Annotated in this window: 19 protein-coding genes; 4 read left to right on the top strand and 15 right to left on the bottom strand. The window is 33.6% G+C overall.

What is annotated here, in order from left to right:
- Nucleotides 1-123 precede the first annotated feature (123 nt).
- Together CKV65_RS10090 and CKV65_RS10085 are read left to right on the top strand one after the other, a co-directional pair.
- Nucleotides 124-594, top strand: coding sequence for a hypothetical protein (locus CKV65_RS10090; RefSeq protein ID WP_027889993.1), 471 nt, complete (start codon nucleotides 124-126; stop codon nucleotides 592-594).
- A gap of 1,707 nt (nucleotides 595-2,301) precedes the next feature.
- A complete protein-coding gene (locus tag CKV65_RS10085) occupies nucleotides 2,302-3,657 on the top strand; it encodes an MATE family efflux transporter (RefSeq protein ID WP_027889992.1) in 1,356 nt (451 codons plus the stop codon).
- A 16-nt stretch (nucleotides 3,658-3,673) separates the two neighbouring features.
- Here CKV65_RS10085 and CKV65_RS10080 read toward each other — a convergent pair whose 3' ends face one another.
- From CKV65_RS10080 to CKV65_RS10060, 6 genes are read right to left on the bottom strand one after another with little or no spacing between them, the layout of a single operon-like run.
- A complete protein-coding gene (locus CKV65_RS10080; RefSeq protein WP_027889991.1) occupies nucleotides 3,674-4,645 on the bottom strand; it encodes an asparaginase in 972 nt (323 codons plus the stop codon).
- Complete coding sequence (locus CKV65_RS10835; RefSeq protein ID WP_027889990.1) at nucleotides 4,646-4,810, bottom strand: hypothetical protein; 165 nt, start codon at nucleotides 4,808-4,810, stop codon at nucleotides 4,646-4,648. It abuts the gene before it with no gap.
- Between the two features lie 12 nt (nucleotides 4,811-4,822).
- A complete protein-coding gene (locus CKV65_RS10075) occupies nucleotides 4,823-6,304 on the bottom strand; it encodes an SGNH/GDSL hydrolase family protein (protein ID WP_231922677.1) in 1,482 nt (493 codons plus the stop codon).
- A gap of 58 nt (nucleotides 6,305-6,362) precedes the next feature.
- On the bottom strand, nucleotides 6,363-7,715 hold the full coding sequence (rpoN, locus tag CKV65_RS10070) for an RNA polymerase factor sigma-54 (RefSeq protein ID WP_027889988.1): 1,353 nt from the start codon (nucleotides 7,713-7,715) through the stop codon (nucleotides 6,363-6,365).
- A gap of 17 nt (nucleotides 7,716-7,732) precedes the next feature.
- Nucleotides 7,733-9,022, bottom strand: a complete 1,290-nt coding sequence (locus CKV65_RS10065; RefSeq protein WP_027889987.1) for a hexokinase family protein — start codon at nucleotides 9,020-9,022, stop codon at nucleotides 7,733-7,735.
- A 24-nt stretch (nucleotides 9,023-9,046) separates the two neighbouring features.
- Complete coding sequence (locus CKV65_RS10060; protein WP_027889986.1) at nucleotides 9,047-9,421, bottom strand: VOC family protein; 375 nt, start codon at nucleotides 9,419-9,421, stop codon at nucleotides 9,047-9,049.
- Nucleotides 9,422-9,560: 139 nt separating this feature from the next.
- Between CKV65_RS10060 and CKV65_RS10055 the strand changes: the two genes are divergently transcribed.
- Together CKV65_RS10055 and CKV65_RS10050 are read left to right on the top strand one after the other, a co-directional pair.
- Nucleotides 9,561-10,520: an NAD(P)H-dependent glycerol-3-phosphate dehydrogenase gene (locus CKV65_RS10055; protein WP_027889985.1), complete on the top strand. Its 960-nt coding sequence runs from the start codon at nucleotides 9,561-9,563 to the stop codon at nucleotides 10,518-10,520.
- A 21-nt stretch (nucleotides 10,521-10,541) separates the two neighbouring features.
- The gene (locus CKV65_RS10050; protein ID WP_027889984.1) at nucleotides 10,542-11,123 is read left to right on the top strand and encodes a LexA family protein; all 582 of its coding nucleotides are present in this window, start codon (nucleotides 10,542-10,544) and stop codon (nucleotides 11,121-11,123) included.
- Nucleotides 11,124-11,202: 79 nt separating this feature from the next.
- Here the strand turns inward: CKV65_RS10050 and CKV65_RS10045 are convergent, their stop codons facing one another.
- The 9 genes from CKV65_RS10045 to CKV65_RS10005 form a co-directional block, all read right to left on the bottom strand.
- Nucleotides 11,203-13,002 (bottom strand): glycoside hydrolase family 9 protein, encoded by a 1,800-nt coding sequence (locus CKV65_RS10045; RefSeq protein ID WP_027889983.1) that lies wholly within the window; start codon nucleotides 13,000-13,002, stop codon nucleotides 11,203-11,205.
- 14 nt (nucleotides 13,003-13,016) lie between these two features.
- A complete protein-coding gene (gene bglS / locus CKV65_RS10040; RefSeq protein WP_027889982.1) occupies nucleotides 13,017-13,802 on the bottom strand; it encodes a beta-glucanase in 786 nt (261 codons plus the stop codon).
- A gap of 21 nt (nucleotides 13,803-13,823) precedes the next feature.
- Nucleotides 13,824-15,245, bottom strand: a complete 1,422-nt coding sequence (locus CKV65_RS10035; RefSeq protein ID WP_027889981.1) for a 6-phospho-beta-glucosidase — start codon at nucleotides 15,243-15,245, stop codon at nucleotides 13,824-13,826.
- A gap of 1 nt (nucleotide 15,246) precedes the next feature.
- Nucleotides 15,247-15,570, bottom strand: a complete 324-nt coding sequence (locus tag CKV65_RS10030) for a PTS lactose/cellobiose transporter subunit IIA (RefSeq protein ID WP_027889980.1) — start codon at nucleotides 15,568-15,570, stop codon at nucleotides 15,247-15,249.
- A gap of 7 nt (nucleotides 15,571-15,577) precedes the next feature.
- Nucleotides 15,578-15,880: a PTS sugar transporter subunit IIB gene (locus CKV65_RS10025; RefSeq protein ID WP_027889979.1), complete on the bottom strand. Its 303-nt coding sequence runs from the start codon at nucleotides 15,878-15,880 to the stop codon at nucleotides 15,578-15,580.
- A 34-nt stretch (nucleotides 15,881-15,914) separates the two neighbouring features.
- Nucleotides 15,915-17,423 (bottom strand): S-layer homology domain-containing protein, encoded by a 1,509-nt coding sequence (locus CKV65_RS10020; protein ID WP_051177597.1) that lies wholly within the window; start codon nucleotides 17,421-17,423, stop codon nucleotides 15,915-15,917.
- Nucleotides 17,424-17,500: 77 nt separating this feature from the next.
- A complete protein-coding gene (locus CKV65_RS10015) occupies nucleotides 17,501-18,835 on the bottom strand; it encodes a PTS sugar transporter subunit IIC (RefSeq protein WP_027889977.1) in 1,335 nt (444 codons plus the stop codon).
- A gap of 265 nt (nucleotides 18,836-19,100) precedes the next feature.
- Entirely contained in the window at nucleotides 19,101-19,940 is an 840-nt protein-coding gene (locus CKV65_RS10010; protein ID WP_027889976.1) for a MurR/RpiR family transcriptional regulator, read from the bottom strand.
- Between the two features lie 148 nt (nucleotides 19,941-20,088).
- Nucleotides 20,089-21,456 carry an NAD(P)-dependent oxidoreductase gene (locus CKV65_RS10005; protein WP_036254592.1) on the bottom strand — a complete coding sequence of 456 codons (1,368 nt, stop codon included), beginning with the start codon at nucleotides 21,454-21,456 and terminating at the stop codon, nucleotides 20,089-20,091.
- Nucleotide 21,457 lies beyond the last annotated feature (1 nt).

Genomic DNA, 21,457 nt, shown 5'->3' with positions numbered 1-21,457 from the left:
ATATAATATCATTATCTACAATATAAGTATATAAAAATTTATACCAATTATATTTATCAATGGTAATGATAATATATATGCCATGAATTATATTTATTATTTTATGATAAAAGGCGGTATATTATGACTTCAAAACAGGATTATCAAAATAAAAATAAACATAATACAAAATACTATAGAAGGCAGATGTCTAAATATCTATCAACATACAATCAAATAAAAGAAGGTATACGATTTAAAGAAGAGGATATACAAAACTTAGAAAAAGAATATTTTGAAGCTTGTCCAGCAGTTCATAAGATAAATAAAACTGGTGTATCATGGACTATAGAAGACAAAAGAAAATATATGGCGAATAAAATAAAAGCTGATATCGCTATAGATAAAATACACATAAAACAAATGGAACGTTGTTTATTCATAGTACAAAAAGAAAAATATTATGATATAATACCTCTCTATTATTTTGAGCATAATACAATTGAAGCTATTGCAGAAAAATTATATTGTGATACAGTAACTGTATACAGAAATAAAAATGCCTTACTAGATAAAATGATAGTGTGCTATTTTGGAGCTAGAAGCATTTTATAATAATATATCAACATTTTATGGCGGTTATATCTTGCCATATAATAGATAAAAAATATGCTGGCATATAATTTGACCTACATTAATAAAAGACGTCTAAAAACGGCTATCATTCAATAATTATTTTGATAAGACATTTTATATTACTTCAAAAGTGCTAAACTGCCACCTTTGAAATTTATCATTTAAACTTATATAAAGGCAAGCGACATATCTTTAAAATGGAATTGCGCTTGCTGGAACAATATATCAGTTTTATTTTTTTAACATTTTGGCGGTTCTAACACTAATTAGATTTTACATCAATCATTTATAGATGTATCAAAAACGTACATTTTTATAAAACGCTGCTAAGCCATATTACAAAAACAGCGTATTTTATAAACTTAGATATATTTCAACAAATAAAAAATCACATTTAATCAGTTAATCACTGTATGAGAATTATTATCAATAATATATGATGCATACTTCAGACTATTTCATAAGTAAACATCTAGCCGCCAAACTAAGACATAATAATTAATGTAATTATCATAGAACTAACCAGTATAACAAATTGAGCTTTGATAATATACTTTAGTAAATACTAACCATAGTTAAATAAAGTAGGTATATAATATAAACAATCTCATTATCATAGCTGATGTAGTTCTTAATGATTACATCAGCTTTTTAATTTATAGCAATATAAATCATTTGGCGAGTATAAATATATTAATCACTAACAGAAAAACCCTGTATCAGCCCGTCATGAATTAATGACATAATATAAAATATTATGAAATGATATCAAAAAGGTACTTCCAAAACAATTTGCCAATGCGGGTAGCTTGCGAGCCCCAACATTCGGCTAGATAAATAAAAATAAAAATCAATTTCCTTCCATGTTGAGAAATTTGCCATTTTAAAAATTTCCCAAATAATATTTTTCCGTAAGTTGAAAAATAAACTGAAATTTCAGTCTATTTTTCTGCTTTGGCGGGATTTATCATGCCTTCTAACTGATTTTTTTCTAACAAATGCATTTTTGCAGTGGTTAATCTTTTCAACCAGCTTAATTTATATTAGTGAACCGCCAAAAAGATTTATCAAAATCTAAAATTAGGAGCTGCTGCATATATCAACGCTCAATTTTAAGTCATGATACTTTTCTGATGAAATATAACTTTATACAGTAACAAGTTTAAGCATAGCCAAAAATATAAATGGCGGTGCTGGTGAATTACCTTAATATAAAAATACGTCTAACAAAGTAAAAATTTGCTAGGTTTTAGCATTTATATAGATGTGATTTATGTGAAGTTGCCCCTTTTTTGCCCCTTTTTTCATAAAATGGCTAAAAAGTATTGATTTTATGCGGAAATCCCACACTTTCCGCCAATTTATTTAATCATAAAGTGAAATATTTCAAAGTGTTTAAAAGCTTTTAACCGCAAGGGTTTAAGCCCATTTTAAACCTTTTGTAATGTTTCACTTTTTTTATATCTGTGCAAGTAGTTTTTCCCTTTTTTTCCCTTTTTTATCTAAAAAATTACATATAACACAACTTTATGCTAAAAACTACAATATAAAACGAATGAAATCTAACATTTAAAACCTTAAAGGCAAGAATTTTTCTTGCCTTTTTTATTATATAAAAACTTATTGACTATCGTTTAACACCATCCTTTATAATATTTGTGATATTAAATAAAAAGGAGTATATCTATGTTAACTAAACGTACATGGTATCGCTTTCGTCGACTGATTACTGTCATGTTACCAGTTTTAGCTACCCAATTATCCATCATTGGTATGAACTTTTTTGATGCAACGATGTCTGGTCATGCAGGTGCAGAACAACTTGCAGGAACTTCTATCGGTGGCAGTTTAATGATGCCAATTATCGCAAGTGCTACAGGTATATTAATGGCTGCGACACCAATTATCGCTCAATTAATCGGCAAAAACCAAAAAGAAAATATCGATTTAGTCATTCGTTCTGGATTGGTTTTAGCTTGTATTATAGAAATAATTCTCTTACTAAGTTATTATTTTTTCATTGATGAACTATTAATATTTTTAAATTTAGAACCTACTGTATCATATGTAGCTCGTTATTATATCTTAGCACTAATCTTAGGATTAAGTGGCGGTCTTTTAACGTTTCCACTGCGTTCTTTAACTGATACTGTTGCCGGCACAGCCGTATCTATGAAAATATATTTAGCAGCATTGCCTATAAATGCCTTTTTAAATTACTGCTTCATTTTCGGCTCATTTGGAATGCCAAAACTCGGTGGTATCGGTGCTGGTATTGCAACTGCCATCACTTATTATGTATTACTTTCTATCTTTATATACATCATCATAAGAAATGAGCAATTTACTAATCTTCATCTATTTAGATTTAAATTTTCTTTTGCATCTTTAAAAGAATATCTATCTATCGGCATTCCTAACGGTTTAGGTATTTTCATGGAAGCCAGTTTATTTGGCTTTATCATAATCTTTATCAGTAAATTCGGCACAAATTATATCGCAGCACATCAAGCTGCTATGAGTTTTTCTAGCGTCTTATACATGTTGCCACTGAGTTATTCTTTAGCTTTAACAATCATAATCGGCATTGAAGTAGGCGCTAAACGCTATCGTGAAGCTAAAAATTATGCTCGTCTCGGTCTTTGTGTTGCCTTTGCTACTGCTTTAATCGTAATAGCTCTCGTATTATTCAATCGAGATTTAGTAGCTCGCATGTACGCTACTGAACCAATTCTTTTAGAATATATACCTCATTTTTTATTCTATACTGTAGCTTGGCAATTATTCGATGCTATTGCTTGTCCAATTCAAGGTATTTTACGCGGTTATAAAGATGTAAAAGCTGCTTTTTATATCAGCATGATGGCTTATTGGGGAATTTGTATGCCAGTTGGTATATTACTCGATTATTACGGACATCAAGGAGCTTTCGCTTATTGGCAAAGCATGGTCTTAGGTATTTTTGCTTCTGCATTCTTATTGTTTATACGTCTTCGCTATATTGAAAATAAAATGTACAAAAAAAAGGAGAAATCTTTATGATTTCTCCTTTTTCATTTTAAAATAATTCTTTTATCTGTTCTCGTGTCATTTTTTGTCCCAAAGCTACCATTAATTTTACAGTTGCAGCTTCTGATGTTAATTTTCCAGCTGGAATGACACCTGCTTTAATCGCTTTAATTCCAACTTCATAGCGGTTCATATGAACACCATCATAAACACATTGCGTCGTACAAACAATAACTACACCTTGCTCAGTCAATTGTTTTATTGCACCACTTATATCTTTAGCTTTATCTTCGGAAAAAGGTATGCCACCTGCTCCATACGCTTCTAAGACAATGCCCTTATAGCCCATTTTAGTTAAAGCAAATAAAATTTCACAATCTAAACCTGGCATAATTTTTATCTGAACGACTTTTTCTTCTAATTCATAATGAACTTTAAATTCGCCGTTTACAGCTACGCATTCAGTCTGTATCCAATTTATATCATTTCCTTTAAATGTAGCTATAGGCAATGTATTAACACTCTGTATAGAGCGCATATCTTCACTGTATAATTTTTTCGCCCATAAGCCCGAGATTACTTGACCGCCACAGACTGCATAAACACCAGCTAAGCCAGATGAAGCAACCGCAAAACTTGCATTTAAATTTTCTTTAGCATCTGTGTTTTCTTCTTCTATTGTAAGCTGTGCACCAATCACCACAACGGGTTTTGCTAAATTTTCCAGCATACATGAAAGAGCACAGCTTGTCCAATTCAACGTATCTGTACCATGCGTAATGACAAATCCATCGTATTTATCATAAAATTTTTCAATAAAATGAGCCATATACTGCCAATCTTTTGGTTGCAAATTTGTGCTATCTAACTGCATGATATCGTAACAATCAATATTGCCATAAGTCTTTAATTGTGGCAATAAATCAAGCATTTCTTGCGCTGTAAATCCTGGCACTAATCCATTTTCACTAGGACGAGAAGCTATCGTACCACCAGTTGCCAGCCAACATAAATTTTTCATTTAAATCTCCTGTTCACTTTGATAATAAGTCTGTAAATCGTATTTATATCCTTCTAATGCACGTCTTGCTATAGCTATCGGACATTCTGCACTGCATACAGGGCAATGACCACATAAATCATCTACAGCTTTTATCGCTTTCGTTACTTGCTCTACTGTATTCATTTATTTCTCCAATCAATATAACATATACTCAAAATTCAATCTCAAATAATCGCCAACAGCTTCGCCAATATGTTTTTTACCTTCATAATCAGGGTGCAATCCATCTGTAGTGAGATTATCCGCTAAAAATCCACGGTCATCAGTCATTTCTTCGGCTACATCAACATAATAATCTTGAGATTTTATCCATTTATTGACTTTTTCTCGTTCATTTTCCCAACCTGAACTTATATCAAGTTTAGCTACAGATTTCATTTTTGGCGGATTAACTGGTGTTACTGTGAGAAAAACAGGTATGATACCATTTTTCTGGCATTTTCCTTTTATTGCATTTAAATTAGAAATTACGGTATCTGCTTTTATACCTGTTCTAATATCATTTACGCCACCCATGATTACTAAAAGTTTCGGTTTAAATGCTAAAACATCGCGGTCAAATCGTTTGAGCATATCTGAAGTTAAATTGCCACTAAAACCAATATTGACAACAGGCACACCTGCATACGTTTCCCAATTGTACAATGTTGCACTCGGTGGCGTACTAACTGCACCACCACCATGAGTGATACTATCGCCCAGTGCTGCTACTTTTATATTATCAGTCTGTACACTAAAATAACTATTTACTGATTCAGCGATTTTTTTATTATCTTTATCATATGCTCTAATATTATAAAAATATAAACCTTTATTTACATAAGCTTTGTCATCATAAAAATCCATATTTTGTGGACTTTTATATGAAGCGACTTTTTCTACATCATTGTGATTATCATCTTTTACATAAAAAACATCAATATCATAATGGTCTGTATTTTTCACTGGCACCCATGAATATACTGGATATACTGGCATATATGCCATTTCATCAAAATGAGTAGTAAGCTTTAAAGGACTTACACTGACATTTTTATCTACTAAATACACATTATTATCTGTTTTAGAAAAACCACTATTATCGTATTTATTATTATCCACTGCCTGCCAATCAGCTGAAAAATCAATACCTTGTCTAACAGGTTGAGGCTTACTGTAATCTGTTACTGGTACTTTATCTATATTTAAACCGCGCACTTGCCAGATTAAATTTTTTTGTAAATCTACTTCTCCATCATCTAATTGATAGCCAGCTGCATATATATTGTATTTACTAAAAACTTTTTCACCTGTTGCAGCATCTTTTACAATTAATTCATACATGACTGCATTTGGTATTTCTTGCCAATTCAATATGACTGATTTTAAATCAGTTTTTGCAACTGGAGTACTTACTATTTCTTCTTTTTTTATCTGTTTATCGCCAATTTGATTAATTTGCGGTTGATTTCCTATTTTTACATCGATGGTTTTACTAGGCATCACTGCTGATGGTTCATTTTGCACATTTCCCATCAACTGTCTTGTCGGTACACTTTCTGCATTTACATTCATAGTAAATCCACATACACAAACACTTGCAATACCTACTGCTTTAAATAATAATTTCTTATTCAAAATTCTACTCCTATTTAAATAACAAAGCAGATAGAACTATTCCACCTGCTCTGATTTATTAATATCTTTTTCTCTTTGTCGAAGACGGATATCCCATTTGTTCACGATATTTCATTACAGTACGTCGAGATATTTTCATATTTTTTTCCTGCAATAAATTAGCTAATTGCTGGTCACTAAGCGGTTTTTGCTTGTTTTCTTTTTCAATAAAATCACGAATAACAGCTTTTACTTTATCAGCTATCATCGCATCATCACTGTCATTTTTATTTATATTAGCAACAAAAAACTTTTTTAATGCAATTATACCATACGGCATTTCCATATATTTATTAGCAACGCAACGACTCACTGTAGACTCATGTACACCAATATTTTCTGCTACTGTTTTCATAGACAGTGGCTTCATATATGCAATACCTTTTCGAAAAACCGCTTCTTGTTGCCTTACTATTTCATTAACTACATTTAATAAAGTTTGGTGTCTTTGTTCTATACTTCTAATAAGCCATATAGCAGAATTTACATGCTGTTCAATGTATTTACGGCTAGCAACATCTAATAAATTACCTCGTTTACATAGTTTATTAATATGAAGTCTCGGCAAACCTGAATCATTAACAATAACTTCTAACTTTCCATTAATATCTTTAACTACAACATCCGGTCTAATGTATTCAGGATTTGATTTACCATATGAAGCACCCGGTTTTGGATTGAAACAGCGAATAATATCTACAGCTTTTTGCACTTCAACTGGTTCTTTTCCCTCTGAAATAGCAATTTCTTTTATTTTTCCTTCTGCTACTTGCTCTAAATGTTTATCAATAATTACCTTTACCAATCCCGTATAAATATCAGCCTTTTCAGCTTGAATTTTTAAACATTCCTGTAAATTTCTAGCTGCTACACCAATTGGCTCAAATGTTTGTATTTTATTTAGTACAGCTTCTATCGAAATAATATCTGCATTTACTAAACTGGCTATTTCTTGTAAATCAACTCTTAAATAACCATTTTGGTCCAACAATCCTATAATATATTTCGCTATTTTTATTTCTTTAGCATTATTAAAAGAAAAATCTAACTGTTCTAATAAAATTTCCTCTAGCGATTGATAATTTTGACATAATTCTTTGATTTTATAATCATCATCAGCTGCTAGAGGTTCTGGTTTTTCATCATCTTTATTTAAATAATTCATAAGTTCTACAGCTTTGTCAAAATTATAAACGGGCTCAAGCTCATCAGATGAGCTTGAGTCCATTTCTAACGCTGGATTTTCCATATATTCTTTTTCAATAAGTTCACTAAGTTCATATGAAGACAGTTGCAAAATGTTTATTGATTGTTGAAGTTTCGGTGTCATTAATAATTTTTGCTTTAAGTTCAACGATAATGACTGCTTCATAAAAAACGCCTCACTAATTAACCTTCAACTGGTTCCATAGCGGCAGCAAGTGCTGCACCGAGTGCTGAACCACCGTTTTCTAAAACAAGTTCTAATTTATCAGCATCGTCTTCCATAATTTCATAAATAGCTTTTTGCATGTTTTCTTTGATTGTAGGCATTTTTTCAAATACAGAACCATCTACAGCTATATACTGTTTTGGAATGCCACCATTTGGATATAAATGCCACATAATACCGCAATATGTTGCTACAACAATACGTGCAGAACGACTAGCTATTGTTTCAGCTAAAGCTTTTACCCAAACAGCATCTTCTGTTTCGATATCCAAATTAGTCTTTTCTTTTAAAAGTGCACATACATCATTTAAAGTATCACTATTATCAGCTAAAATTCGGGAAATATCAATGCTTGTAAAAGATACTTTGCCAATGCCCCAAGCTTCATCTAAGCAATAAGCAAATAATTCACCCATATAGCGACCAGATACCATTTTTTCTAAGCGTTGTTCATATGGTTTTTCGGATTCTAAATCTAATTTATAATCGTATTTATTGATAGCTAATTTATTAAATCCGCCAGATTCCATATTGATAACCATAGCTGGTTTACCTAAACCTGCACTTGTATATGTTTCATAATAGCAAGTGTTATGTCCTGTCGCATAAATAGAACCTACATTTACATTGCCCAATTTATATGCTGCTGCTAATAAAACAGCTACTGTATCATTGATAACAGCTGTTGGCTCAACATTTGATAAGTTTTTACGTGCTAATGCTGCTTTTAAAAGGTCATTTACAACTTCGCCTTCAACGCCTTTTGTAGCAAATTCTTTTGTCCAAATAATAAGACGAGCATTATAAATATTTGTCTGGGCAGATGGGAAAGAGAATGTATGGCCTAAAAGATATTTTTTATCATGGTCGCCATCAACTGCTTTTTCTACCATATCAGCAATGAAATCAAATAATTCATCTGCATTAGCATCTGCGCAAATAAAATCATATTCACCAGGTTTTACAAGTGGTTTAGCTACTTTTTTAATAACTTCAAATTTACCATTACCTTCAAGGCGAATGAGCACTACACGCAAATTAGTTCCACCAAAATCTAAAGCTAAATATTCGCCTTTTTCATTACCTGTTGGAAGTCCAATGTATGATTTTAACATGCGTAAGGAAGATTCTCCTGTTTCTCTTACACCTGCATCAATATCGTAACGAAATGATGCCGCAATTTCCTTTATAGCATCGCTATCAAGTGTAAAATCATCAATCATTTGTTGAAATTTGCTATTTTCCATCTATATTTACTCCTTATATATAAATTAAAATCTACCTTTTGGTATAATTTCTAGCCAATTTCCATCTGGGTCTTTAATAAAATAAATTCCCATTTCTTCGTTTTCATAACAAATACAATTCATCTGTTTATGAAGTTCATGTGCTTTTTCATAATCATCTACTTCAAAAGCAATATGGAAAGTTTCATCACCTAAATTATAAGGTTCCGTTCTGCCTTTTAAGCAAGTTAATTCTAATTGATGTGAATTTTCTCCATAACCCATATAAGCAAGCGTAAAATCAGGTGTATCTAAATGCCATTTTTTAGTTTCTTGTAAACCTAAAGCTTTATTATAAAATTCTATTGATTTTTCTAAATCTAAAACATATATATTACTATGCAAGAATTTAAAATCCATTTTTCCATCTCCCCATAAAAATTTTCTATATTTTTCTATATTTTAGCATATATTACAAACCATAACAAACACAGATTATATCATCTTATATACTCTTTATGCTATAATTATAACAAATTAATCTATCGGAGGCTTATTTATGAACGTATCTATACTTGGCTGTGGACGCTGGGCGAGTTTTCACGCCTGGTATGCCCATCATATCGGCCATAAAGTAACTGTTTGGGGTAGGGAAAACTCCACTAATTTAAAAAATTTAATTACAACACATAAAAATGAATATCTAACATTACCACAAGATATTAATTTTACTTATAATTTAAATACAGCTTTAAATTTTGCTGATATCATCATTATTTCTATCAGTTCTCAACAACTTAGAAATTTAGCCAAACAAATAAATGAAACAAATTTATATCAAAATAAAACTTTTATATTATGCATGAAAGGTATTGAAGTTTCTACTGGAAAACGTTTATCAGAAGTTTTAACAGAAGAATTACACGGTTCATATAACGTCGGAGTTTGGGTAGGTCCTGGTCACGTTCAAGACTTTTTACAAGGAATTCCTAATTGCATGGTCATTTCTGCTAATAATAACGAAATAAGTAAAAAAATTATTCAGATTTTCAGTAGCGATTTAATTCGCTTTTATTACAGTAAAGATTTAATTGGTACTGAAATCGGTGCTGCTGCTAAAAATGTAATCGGTATTGCTGCTGGTATGCTAGATGGTATGCATTATACTAGCTTAAAAGGCGCTTTAATGGCTAGAGGTACACATGAACTCTCTAATTTAATTAAAGCTTTAGGTGGCAACGGCATGACTATTTATGGTTTAAGCCATTTAGGAGATTATGAGGCGACTTTATTCTCTCCATATAGTAATAATCGCCGTTTTGGTGAAGACTTTGTCCAAAATAAACCATTTAATAAATTAGCTGAAGGCGTTTCCACTACAGAGGCTCTCTTAAAAATGGCTAATGAATATAAAATAGAATTACCAATTTGCACTACTATTAATAAAATAATCATTGACCATAAAGACCCAAAACAAGAACTTTTAAATTTATTCATGAGACCACTAAAAGCTGAATAATATATCAAAGGCGGTGATTATATGTCTTCTTTTGCTACTACACTTAGATATATTTTAAAAGAACAAAATTTAAAACAAAATGATTTAGCTAAACTAACAGGTATTAATAAATCTTCTATTAGCGAATATTTATCTGGTAATTATCAACCTAAATATAAAAATATCTTAAAAATTGCACAAGCATTGCATATATCACCGGATACTTTTTTAGAAAAAAATCGTACATTAAAACACATTCCACTACTTGGAAAAATTGCCGCAGGTATTCCAATTTTAGCTAAAGAAAATATTGAAGGATATATGCCTTGCGATGATTATACTAATGCTGATTTTTGTTTGCGCATAAGTGGTGATAGTATGATTGGTGCTCGCATTTATGACGGAGATATTGTTTATATAAAAAAACAGCCAGTAGTTGAAAATGGTGAAATCGCTGCTGTATTAATAGATGATAGTGCTACATTAAAACGCGTGTATAAATTTGAAAACACACTTCAATTACGTGCTGAAAATCCTAAATATGCACCATTAAATTTCACTATAGATAACTGTAATAATATTCGTATTCTCGGAAAAGCTATTGCTTTATATGCAAAATTATAAAATAAAGGTTGTGGTTTTTTAGCCACAACCTTTATTTATTTCTCTCATTTCACTCTCTTATTATTTAGGTAAGGGATTGTCATTTTTTCAGAGTTATTGAGGGGAAATCTCTATTTAATTTTAATTGAGCTTTATCTATTATTTCTGGTTCTGTAAACCAAGATAAAGCATATACTGCTGCAGCAGTATAATCGATAGCATATTCATTTGTAGACCATGAAGTCAATACATCGATATAAGATTTAGCTACTGGAATATGTCCGCTTTCCAAATATTTTGTTTGGTCTGGGTCTCCACCAATAACATGATTTGGTCCGCCTACAACTAATCCTGAAACATATGCTCCTGTACTTTCATGTATACGATTATGTGGATGTTCTGGTGGATTATCACCTACACCAGTCATAAAACTTTTATTTAATGAATTACGACCGAATAAATAATGAATTTGTGATAAAGCTCCATCGAGATATTCTTGTTTAGGTTGGAGTTGATAAGCCATTAATAATATATCTGCCTGAGTCAAAGCATTTTTTGTTGATGCCCATGTATACTCATTTTCTGCTAAAGCACATTCAAATCCATCAGAATTAATTTTCTTTAAAATATCTTCTGCATAACTGATAAAAGCATTGCTAACTTCTGTTTGTAATTTCTTATCAGCATTTGGAGCTTTAGCATACGCAAATTGAGCTAGAGCTAAAGTATTATCCCATGTAAAGAAACTAGGTTTATCTGTTAAACGTTCTTTTTCTTGTTGTAAATAATTTTCATATTTTTTGTCACCTGTTGTCAAAAACATTTCTGCAGATAACCAAAGACGTTCTTCAATATCCGTATTTTTATTATATGGACCAGAACCATTTTCCTGTCCTTCATCAACACGATAAATAGGGTTAGGATTTTTCTGTAAATATTCCCATACACGTTCAGCATCTTTTTTCAAATCTTGTGCATACGTTTTATCAAATGGTTCATAAACACGCGCACCTATAGCTAAACTTGCACCATATATAGCAGAACTGTATGTTGCAGTACTAAAAATATAGCGTTGTTGTGTATCAGTATCTGGTGAAATTTCAAAACTAGGCCAAGTTAATCCTGCTACTTTATGAAAAGTACTGCCATCTTGTCGCTGCATTTTACGCATCCAGTCAATTTCAAATTTTACCTCGGATAATACATCCGGCAGATTGGCTTCACTGTTTACTCCCTTCGGGAATACAAGCTGTCCTTTGGTAAAATGGTCTGGATTTGCTTCATATGCCAGCATAAGCTCAGCACTGCTCAAACCGGCTGTTGTAATGTATTTGCCGTAATCGCCAGCATCATACCAGCCACCGCTGACATCCACCACATCGCCTTTTTTATTTAATTTATCCGTAAAATAAACTTGCGCTTCCTTATCCTGCGGATGACCGCCGTTTAATTTTAAGCCGGAGACATTTGTATCATCAATCGGTGTATTGCTGCGCGATAAAGTGTATGAACGCCAGCTTTGTACAGTAGGAACGGCATATACATTATCACCTATTTCAAAATCATACGATTCACGATTACCCACTTTTAATATATATGTTCCCGGTGTTTTTAAATTTGTAAAATCCGCTTTGCTTAAAGTTTCTTCCGACATAGCATCATATTTTGGTGCGGATAATTTTCCTGTAAATACCACTTTATTTGTCTTGGTATCAATAATTTCAAAAGTCTTGTCTTTTGCATCCGCTACCATAGCTACTTTATCGTGATTTGTAAGATATCCGACCTGGTCCACATGAATACCATCATCGGCCGCCTCCGATACGGAAAACAGCATATTAGTATTTACTAAAACTATACCTGCTAAAGCAAATTGGAGTAGTTTTTTTTTACTAAACAATATCCATGCACCCCTTATTCAGTAAATGGTGTGTATTTTATCCATTGATATTCAGCCTGTACAGGTAAATTTTTGTCATCAAATGCGTTAAGCCATTCATCAACACCTGTACCGCACCATGCGTTCATCATGAGTTTGGCTTTCGTTACAGGAATTGTCGTTCCTTCTAAGCGGTATACTTCTTTACCATCGACGAACCAGATGATTTTATCTTTATGCCATTCAAAACCGTACGTATGGAAGCTCTGTGAAGCATCATAGCCTAAATCATATAAATATTCATGGCCGCCTTTTCCGTCACGAAAATAATTAAACTGTACTTTTGTCGTATCTTTGCCCAAAAATTCTATATCGATTTCATCCCACGGATTATTGTCGGACGGACCGGTATACGTAAAGAACGAAGATACTACACCGTCGTTTTTAATCGGTTTCATGCTGACTTCATAGCGTCCGTATCCGTAAAAGCCCTGACTGCGGAATTCACCACCAGAATAAGGGATTTTACCTGAATTTTTTTCATGGTCAATAACTAATTGTAAATTACCATTATTAAAAGTAACATTTTCTTTATGCCAATTTACATTAAACATATTGCCGTTCGTCCAGCCGTCGGAAGCTTCAAAACCTTTCGGCATACCATTTTTAAAATCTACCTGAAATGCATCTTCTGCTTTTATTTCACTTGCTGGTGCAGCACAAACAACAGAAGAAGTCATATAATTTACAGGTAATACAACTGGTGTGGCACTTAAAGCCATAAATATTGCTGTTGCAAGAGCTTTTTTCTTTAAATTCATAATATTTTCTCCTTTCTTTTTTTAAATACTAAGGTCTTCACCATTTGTTTTTATAACCTTTTGATACCAATAGAATGATTTTTTCGGTACACGTTTTAATGTTCCATTTCCTTGATTATCTTTATCTACATAGATAAAACCATATCGTTTTTCCATTTCGCCCGTACTTGCAGATACGAGGTCTATCGGGCCCCACGGACAGTAGCCCATAAGTGCTACACCATCTTCATCAACAGCTTTTTTCATTTCAGCTATGTGTTCGGCAAAATACTTAATACGTTCATCGTCCTGTACTACACCGTTTTCATCCGGTGTTTCATGCAGTCCGATACCGTTTTCCACAATCATGAGCGGCAGTTCATACCGTTCAGAAAGCACATTCAGCGAATAGCGTAATCCGACAGGGTCTATCTGCCAGCCCCAGTCCGAAGCTTTAACATACGGATTTTTTACTTCTTTTCCTATATGGTCTTTGCCGTCCGGGTCATAAGCACTGACAAAACTCATATAATACGATAAAGCAAAATAATCCACTTTACCGCGTGCCAGAATATCCAAATCGCCGTTTTCAATTTTGATATTATAGCCTTTATTTTCCCATTCCTTTAAAATATATGTCGGATAATGGCCTCTGCACTGTACATCCGAAAAAACAAACGTTCTGTCCATTTCTTTCAATGCTGCCATTTGGTCCATAGGTTTACATGTTTCAGGATATACAGGCGACATTGCTATCATACAACCAATTTGAAAATCTGGATTTATTTTATGACCTTCAATTACAGCCAGTGCCGAAGCTACAAATTCATGATGGGCAACCTGATATAAGACTTCATATCTGTTTTCGCCTTCTTTGTACAATACGCCGGAATTGGTAAAAGCAGTAAATGCCGTATTAACATCGCGCTGATTGTTGATTTCATTAAAAGTCATCCAGTATTTTACTTTATCTTTATAACGGCGGAATACAGTTACAGCAAAACGTACGAAGAAATCAACTAATTTACGATTACGCCATCCACCATATTCTTTTACCAAATGATATGGCATTTCAAAATGGGATAATGTGACAATTGGTTCCATTCCATAGCGATTTAAGGTATCAAATAAATCATCATAAAATTTCAAACCTGCTTCATTTGGTTCTGTCTCATCACCATTAGGGAAAATGCGTGTCCATGCAATACTTGTACGGAAGCACTTAAATCCCATTTCAGCAAGAAGCGCAATGTCTTCTTCATAATGATGATAAAAATCTATAGCTTCATGATTGGGATAAATTTTTCCAGGAAAAACACCGTCCGTTATTTCACGCGGTTTGCCCGGTCCGCCAAGCGTCATTACATCGGCAACACTTAATCCTTTACCGCCTTCTTGCCAGCCGCCTTCTAATTGATGGGCGGCAACTGCGCCGCCCCATAAAAATCCTTTTGGAAAACTCATATTAATCCTCCGTGTCTGTCTTCATTCGACGGTAAACGTCGATGAATTCCTGTGCAATAATTTTAAATCCTTCTGCACTCATTAATTGGTCTTCTGCATGTAAAATTAAGAGATTTACAGCACTGCCTTCTCCAGAAGCTTCTTTTTGTAGCAGTTCATTATGTGCATCATGACCTTCAATAAAAGTTTTTTCTCCTTCTGCAATTAAATCTTCTGCTTGTTTAAAGTTACCTTTTTTAGCTTCTTGAATTGCTTCAATATAACAACTACGCGCTGTTCCAACTGCAGAAATAATTTGAAATGCTGTTAATTCTAATCCTTCCATATCAATCTCAGTCCTTCATCAATTTTTTTGCAAAAGCCAATGCGCCTTTACCATCCATGCGGCCATACATACGCATATCAATAGCATCTACTGGAACACCTGGTAATTCAGAAGCAATTTTACCTTTAGAAAAACGAATTTGTGGACCAAGTAATACTACATCAGCATCTGAAGCTTTTTCCACTGCTTCTGCTGCTGAATAGGCAGCTATTTCACAATCATAATTTTCAGCTTTTGCTGCTTCCTGCATTTTTTTTACTAACATACTTGTAGACATACCGGATGCACATAATAAAACAATTTTTTTCATGATAAATTAACTCCTTTAATTTTGTTATTTATTTTTAGAAGTGGAAATCCACTTGGGTACGAAGTAAATGACGTTTATACTGTTCATTCTGTTTTCCGTAAGTACCGTCATACATATCGGCAATTTCATACATTGTTTCCCATTCTATATTTTTAGCTGGAACATATTTAAAACCAAATACCCAACCGTTAGAACCTGGTTTTAATAAGCCCCATTCTTCATCGCCCATGATATTTCCATGACGACCATAATCAAACCAGCGCGTATAAAGCTGGAAAGAACCTGGGTCGTTGAGATTTGTCCAACGGTAATTCAAACGGATTGATTTACTTGTATTTTCGTCAATATCAAAATTGTTTACGCGGTCGCCGACATATTCAGTTACATGCTGCGTTTCCGCATTAGTGCGTACATAATCTCCAATAAGTGTGATATTTCTTAAAGGATTCCACATCGCACTTAAAACTAAACCATGTGAACCAAATGTATTTACAAGTGGTGCATTTCCATTATATGGGTCATAACCTGGAGATTCATTTTTATCTATATCAAGCATAGCGTAAGCTAAATTAATTTGAAGATTTTTAGAAACTGGTCCTTGAATACCTAATCCATACATAGCAAAATCATATCCTGCATCTGTTGGTTTTTGGTAAAAAGCTAATGCTTTCAAACCATTATTATCTAATGGATAATCCAAAACTATACCATCTGTTTCATTTCCTAATAAAACATTTTGAAAACCTAATCCACGCCATCTACGACCTACATCAACATGTAATTTATCAATATTTCCTTCTGCCCAAACACGCTGAATTACACCGTCAGAATCATCATGACCTTCATGATACTTTACATCACCATTAGAGGTAACATATCTAGCATAACGTTGATTAGTTTCACTTTCAAAATTAAAATTCCAATTATCATTAACCTTAAATGAACCTTTTAAATCAAGATAGAAACGATTATTATCATTTTGATCCGCATATCCTTTTATATTATCATTATCCCAGCTAACTCGGCCGAAACCATATATTTTTACCCGTTCAGCATCTTCTTTTAATTTTTCAATATCTGCTTTATTAGCGTCAATCTGTTTCTGCATATTCTGAATGTCTGCATGAAATTCGGCTTCTAACTGTTTCAGTACAGCTTTATCACCAATATCGCCTTTATCTGATTTCATAGCATTTGCTACAATACTTGCCATTTCATAGCGTGTCATAGTACGGTTGCCCTGAAAAGTTCCATCATTATAACCTTCAATAACACCATGTTGAGCTAAATAATCAAGTGCTTCATAAGCCCAATGACCTTGCGGCACATCACTGAAACTGTCCACTGCGGAAGTATCTTTTTTATCGTCTGCTGTATCTTTTGTTTTTTCATTTCCATCAGAAGCAGCTGTATCAGAAACTTCTTTCACCTGTTCATTTGCCTGTACTGTCTGATTTTCTGCCGCAAAAGCCGTACTCGTCATGCCGACGGCAAGCCCCATTAGGAGCGCCATTGTTTTTTTCTTGTTTAATAAGTTCAGCATAATTTCTCCTTTATCTATAGATAAACTATTTTTATTGGCATTTATCCGATAGTTAATTGCTTCAAGCTGAAGTTTTTTTATTTTTTCTCATCATTGCCTTCATTTTCCATTTCCATCTGTTCCTGTTCTTCTTTTAAGAACGCTTTGTCCTGTGCTCTGAGGAACGGAAAATATATTACTGTCGCTATTGCAAGATTTATGATTTGAACTACAGCTCCCTGCCAGCCGTTAAGCAGAAAACCGGCAATAATAGGCGGTGTCGTCCACGGTACCTGTACCGCGCTGAACGGCGCCATAAAACCTAAAACAATCGAAAAATACGTAACAAACATTGCAATCAACGGTACTAATACAAATGGTACTAATAAATATGGATTAAATACAATTGGTAAACCAAAAATAAGTGGTTCATTTATATTAAAAAGACCTGGTACAAAAGCCATTCGCAATAAGGATTTCAACTGCTGCGATTTTACCGTAAAGATACCTGCCAATAAAAGTCCTAATGTTAAACCGCAACCGCCGCTTTTTACGAATACATCGTTGATTTGGCAGGTGATAATCTTAGCCTGAGGATTGTTTATAAGGCTCATGCCCATATCAATAAGATGCTGATTATCAAGTGAGTTGGCAATCAAAAGCGGTCCTACTACACCACCGACAACATTCGGTCCGTGAATACCGGCCCAGAACAGAATTCCCTGCAATCCGACAATAATACTGCCGCCGGCAAGTGTATCTGAAAGACCCTGAAGCGGAGTCTGGATAACTTTAAAGATGAGTTCTGGAACTGTAGTTGCTCCGACATAATAGCAGATGCCGTAACAAACAGCAGCCGCAGTGAAGAAAATCATACCCGGTACAAGTGCGGTAAAAGCTCTTGCTACGCCTTGAGGCACTGCTCCTGGCATTTTTATGCCGATATGATTTTTTTCACAATAACAAAAAACATGCGATACGAAAAATGCTACGATAATTGCAGTAATAACTCCGTTTGCTCCTGCCCATGTTTTCGGAATAATATCTCCGACAATTTCTCCATTTGCAGTCGTCAATGTCGGTGGCATTAAAATTAAAAACGTGGATAATGCTAAAATGGCAGCCATAATAGCATCGCAGCCTTCATTAGCTACAAATTTGTATGTGATGGCAAGCACGACAATCAATGCCAGTACGTTAAAAGTTCCTCCGGCAACAGCATTTAAAGCTGCTGTCCAATCACTGCCAAATATAGAAGCCATAAAATCACCGTAGCCCGGTATCGGCAGATTGGCAATCAACAAGAAAATTGAACCGCATATCGTAAACGGCGTAGTCATGATAAAGCCATCACGCAAAGCCGCTACAGCACGTATCTGAGCAAAGTTGCCCATAATCTCAATGAAACGGTCAAAAAGTTTTTGCTTATTCATTTGGAATTCTCCTTTTTTATTTATTTTTCTTGAAATTGTGCACGCTTTCAAGGAGCTTTCCTTAAGGTCATTTTTAATATAGCACCTACATAATACCGTTTCAATAGATAAAAGGGATTATGAAACATTGCTACATCAACCGGTTCACAAAAAGTTCTGTTTTGTATCAATGCTACAAATAATCTGAAAATAATATCATTTAAATTAAAATTTAAATAAACACAATCTAACTTATAAAATATAAATGTATATAGTCTTACATTTATCAATAACGAAAATTTTTACTTAACCATTGTTCTTTTTGGCGAGTTTCATTATAGTCAAGTCTTGTCATAAGCATCGCAAAAAGAATATCTGTAACATATTTGACACCTAATAAAAATACACGTGGCCCTAATTCTTCCATATTTTCTACACTGGCAACTGTAAAAGTCACATCGGCCATTGCTGCTAATTCAGAATTCTTATTAGCTGTAATTAATATGATTGGACTCTTTTTCATTTTTAATAAACGCGCAATATCTACAAGCATTCTATTATTACCTGTTCTACTTATAAAAAAACCTAAATGCTTTTTGCCACCTGTTGCTTGTAAATACTGCATAGTCATAGATGAATGTACACTTGAACATTTATTTGCCATGATAAAACCAGATGCTGCTATCCTAGCTATATCCAAATTATTATCCATTGCATAAAAATCAATATGCTCCGATTTAGAAAAAAGAGGTAACGCTCTCAAAAATGCTTCTGGGTCTAACAGTGCTCTTGTATGTTTGAGCGTGTCAATTTCTATTGCTGTCACTTTTTCAATTAAAGAATGAATACTGTCATGCGTTGAAACTAAAAGTTCATTATTTGATGGTCGATTTATATGTTGCATCATTTCTGCTAAAAACTTAACTTTAAATTCTGTATAACCAGTAAATCCAAGTTTTTGACTAAAACGCACAATAGCTGCTGAATTTGTATATGCATTTTTTGCTAATTCTCGTGTAGACATTCCAGCCAATTTACGAAAATTAGCTAATAAATACGTTGCAATCATTGACTCTGATTCAGAAAACCCTTTTTGCTCTTGCAAAATTTTTACTAAACTTTCCATGATAAATACACCTCTCTATTTTCATTTTCAACTAAAAATCGGATATTATTTTATCACGTTTCTTTTATTTTGCATAATAAAAGAACAATAGTATTTATAAATTTATTATATACATACTATTGTTCTTATTTAAAACTCTATAATTTAATTAATCCGTCATTTTCATGCCACATTCTTCCATTAATTTTTTAGCTTCTACATATTGAGCTATACCACGCGCTACTTTTTGAGCATCTTTCATTGCCACAACAACTGTTGCAGGTCCATTAACTACATCACCACCTGAAAATACGCCATGACGCATTGTCATTCCATATGGTTTTTCTCGTGTGATAACATAACCTGATTTATCTACTTCAATACCTGTAGTTGAATCAACTATTCTACTAGCTGGTTTCTGACCTATTGCTATGATAATTTTATCAGCTGGCATATGTAGCTGTTTTTCTGTATCAACAACTTTACTCAATTCATCTTTATACTCACGTACACAACATGTAAGACCCGTTACTTTATCTTCTCCTGTAATTTCCATTGGGCCTAAAAGTACTTTTACCATGATGCCTTCATTTTTTGCCGCTTCTATTTCAGATTTTAATGCAGCCATATCTTCTTCACGACGACGATTTAAAATAGTTACACTTTTAGCGCCTTGTCGCATAGCTGTTCTTGCTGCATCCATAGCTGTATTGCCCCCGCCAATAACAAGTACATCTTCACCTGCTTTAATCGGAATTTCTTTTTTGTCTATTGCTTCACAACTAGCAAGTTCTACCATCTGTAAAAAATATGTTGCTTGTACAACGCCTGGTAAATTTATTCCCTTAATGGATAAAGATTTTGATAATGCATTTCCTGTACCGATAAAAATAGCATCAAAACCTTCTGCAAACATATCATCAACTGTTATATCCACACCAGCCATCACATTAAGACGAAACTCTACTCCCAATTTTTTTATTTTTCGCACTTCACGACGTACAACTTGTTTTGGCAAACGAAATTCAGGTATACCATACATCAATACACCACCAGCTTCAGGATTAGAATCAAACACCGTAACCTTAAAGCCCATTTTTGCCAAATCACCTGCAACTGTAAGCCCAGCAGGACCAGAACCAATTACAGCAATCTTTCCTGGTTGTGAACTTTCTTTTTTCGGTGCTACTAATTCTAATTCACCATCCATGTCGGCAATAAAACGCTCTAATTTACCAATTCTAATACCTTTACCTTTTCGGCTAAGAATACAAGAACCTTCGCATTGACGTTCATGCGGACAAACACGGCCACAAACTGCTGGAAGATTGCTTCGCTCTGCAATTATAGTTGATGCCTTACCCAAATCACCTTGTGATAACGCATGAATGAATTCTGGAATGTTATTGCTAATAGGACAACCCATGCGACATGTAGGTTTTTTACAGTTTAAACACCGTTTAGCTTCAACAATTGCTTCTCGGAGAGTAAAACCGTTTGCATCATATTCTATATATCTTTCCTCTGCATTTGACATA

The sequence above is a fragment of the Megamonas hypermegale genome (assembly GCF_900187035.1).
GTDB classification, from domain to species: Bacteria; Bacillota; Negativicutes; order Selenomonadales; family Selenomonadaceae; genus Megamonas; species Megamonas hypermegale.
The sequence above is the reverse complement of the archived record's forward strand: the minus strand, read 5'-3'. Positions and strand labels throughout refer to the sequence as shown.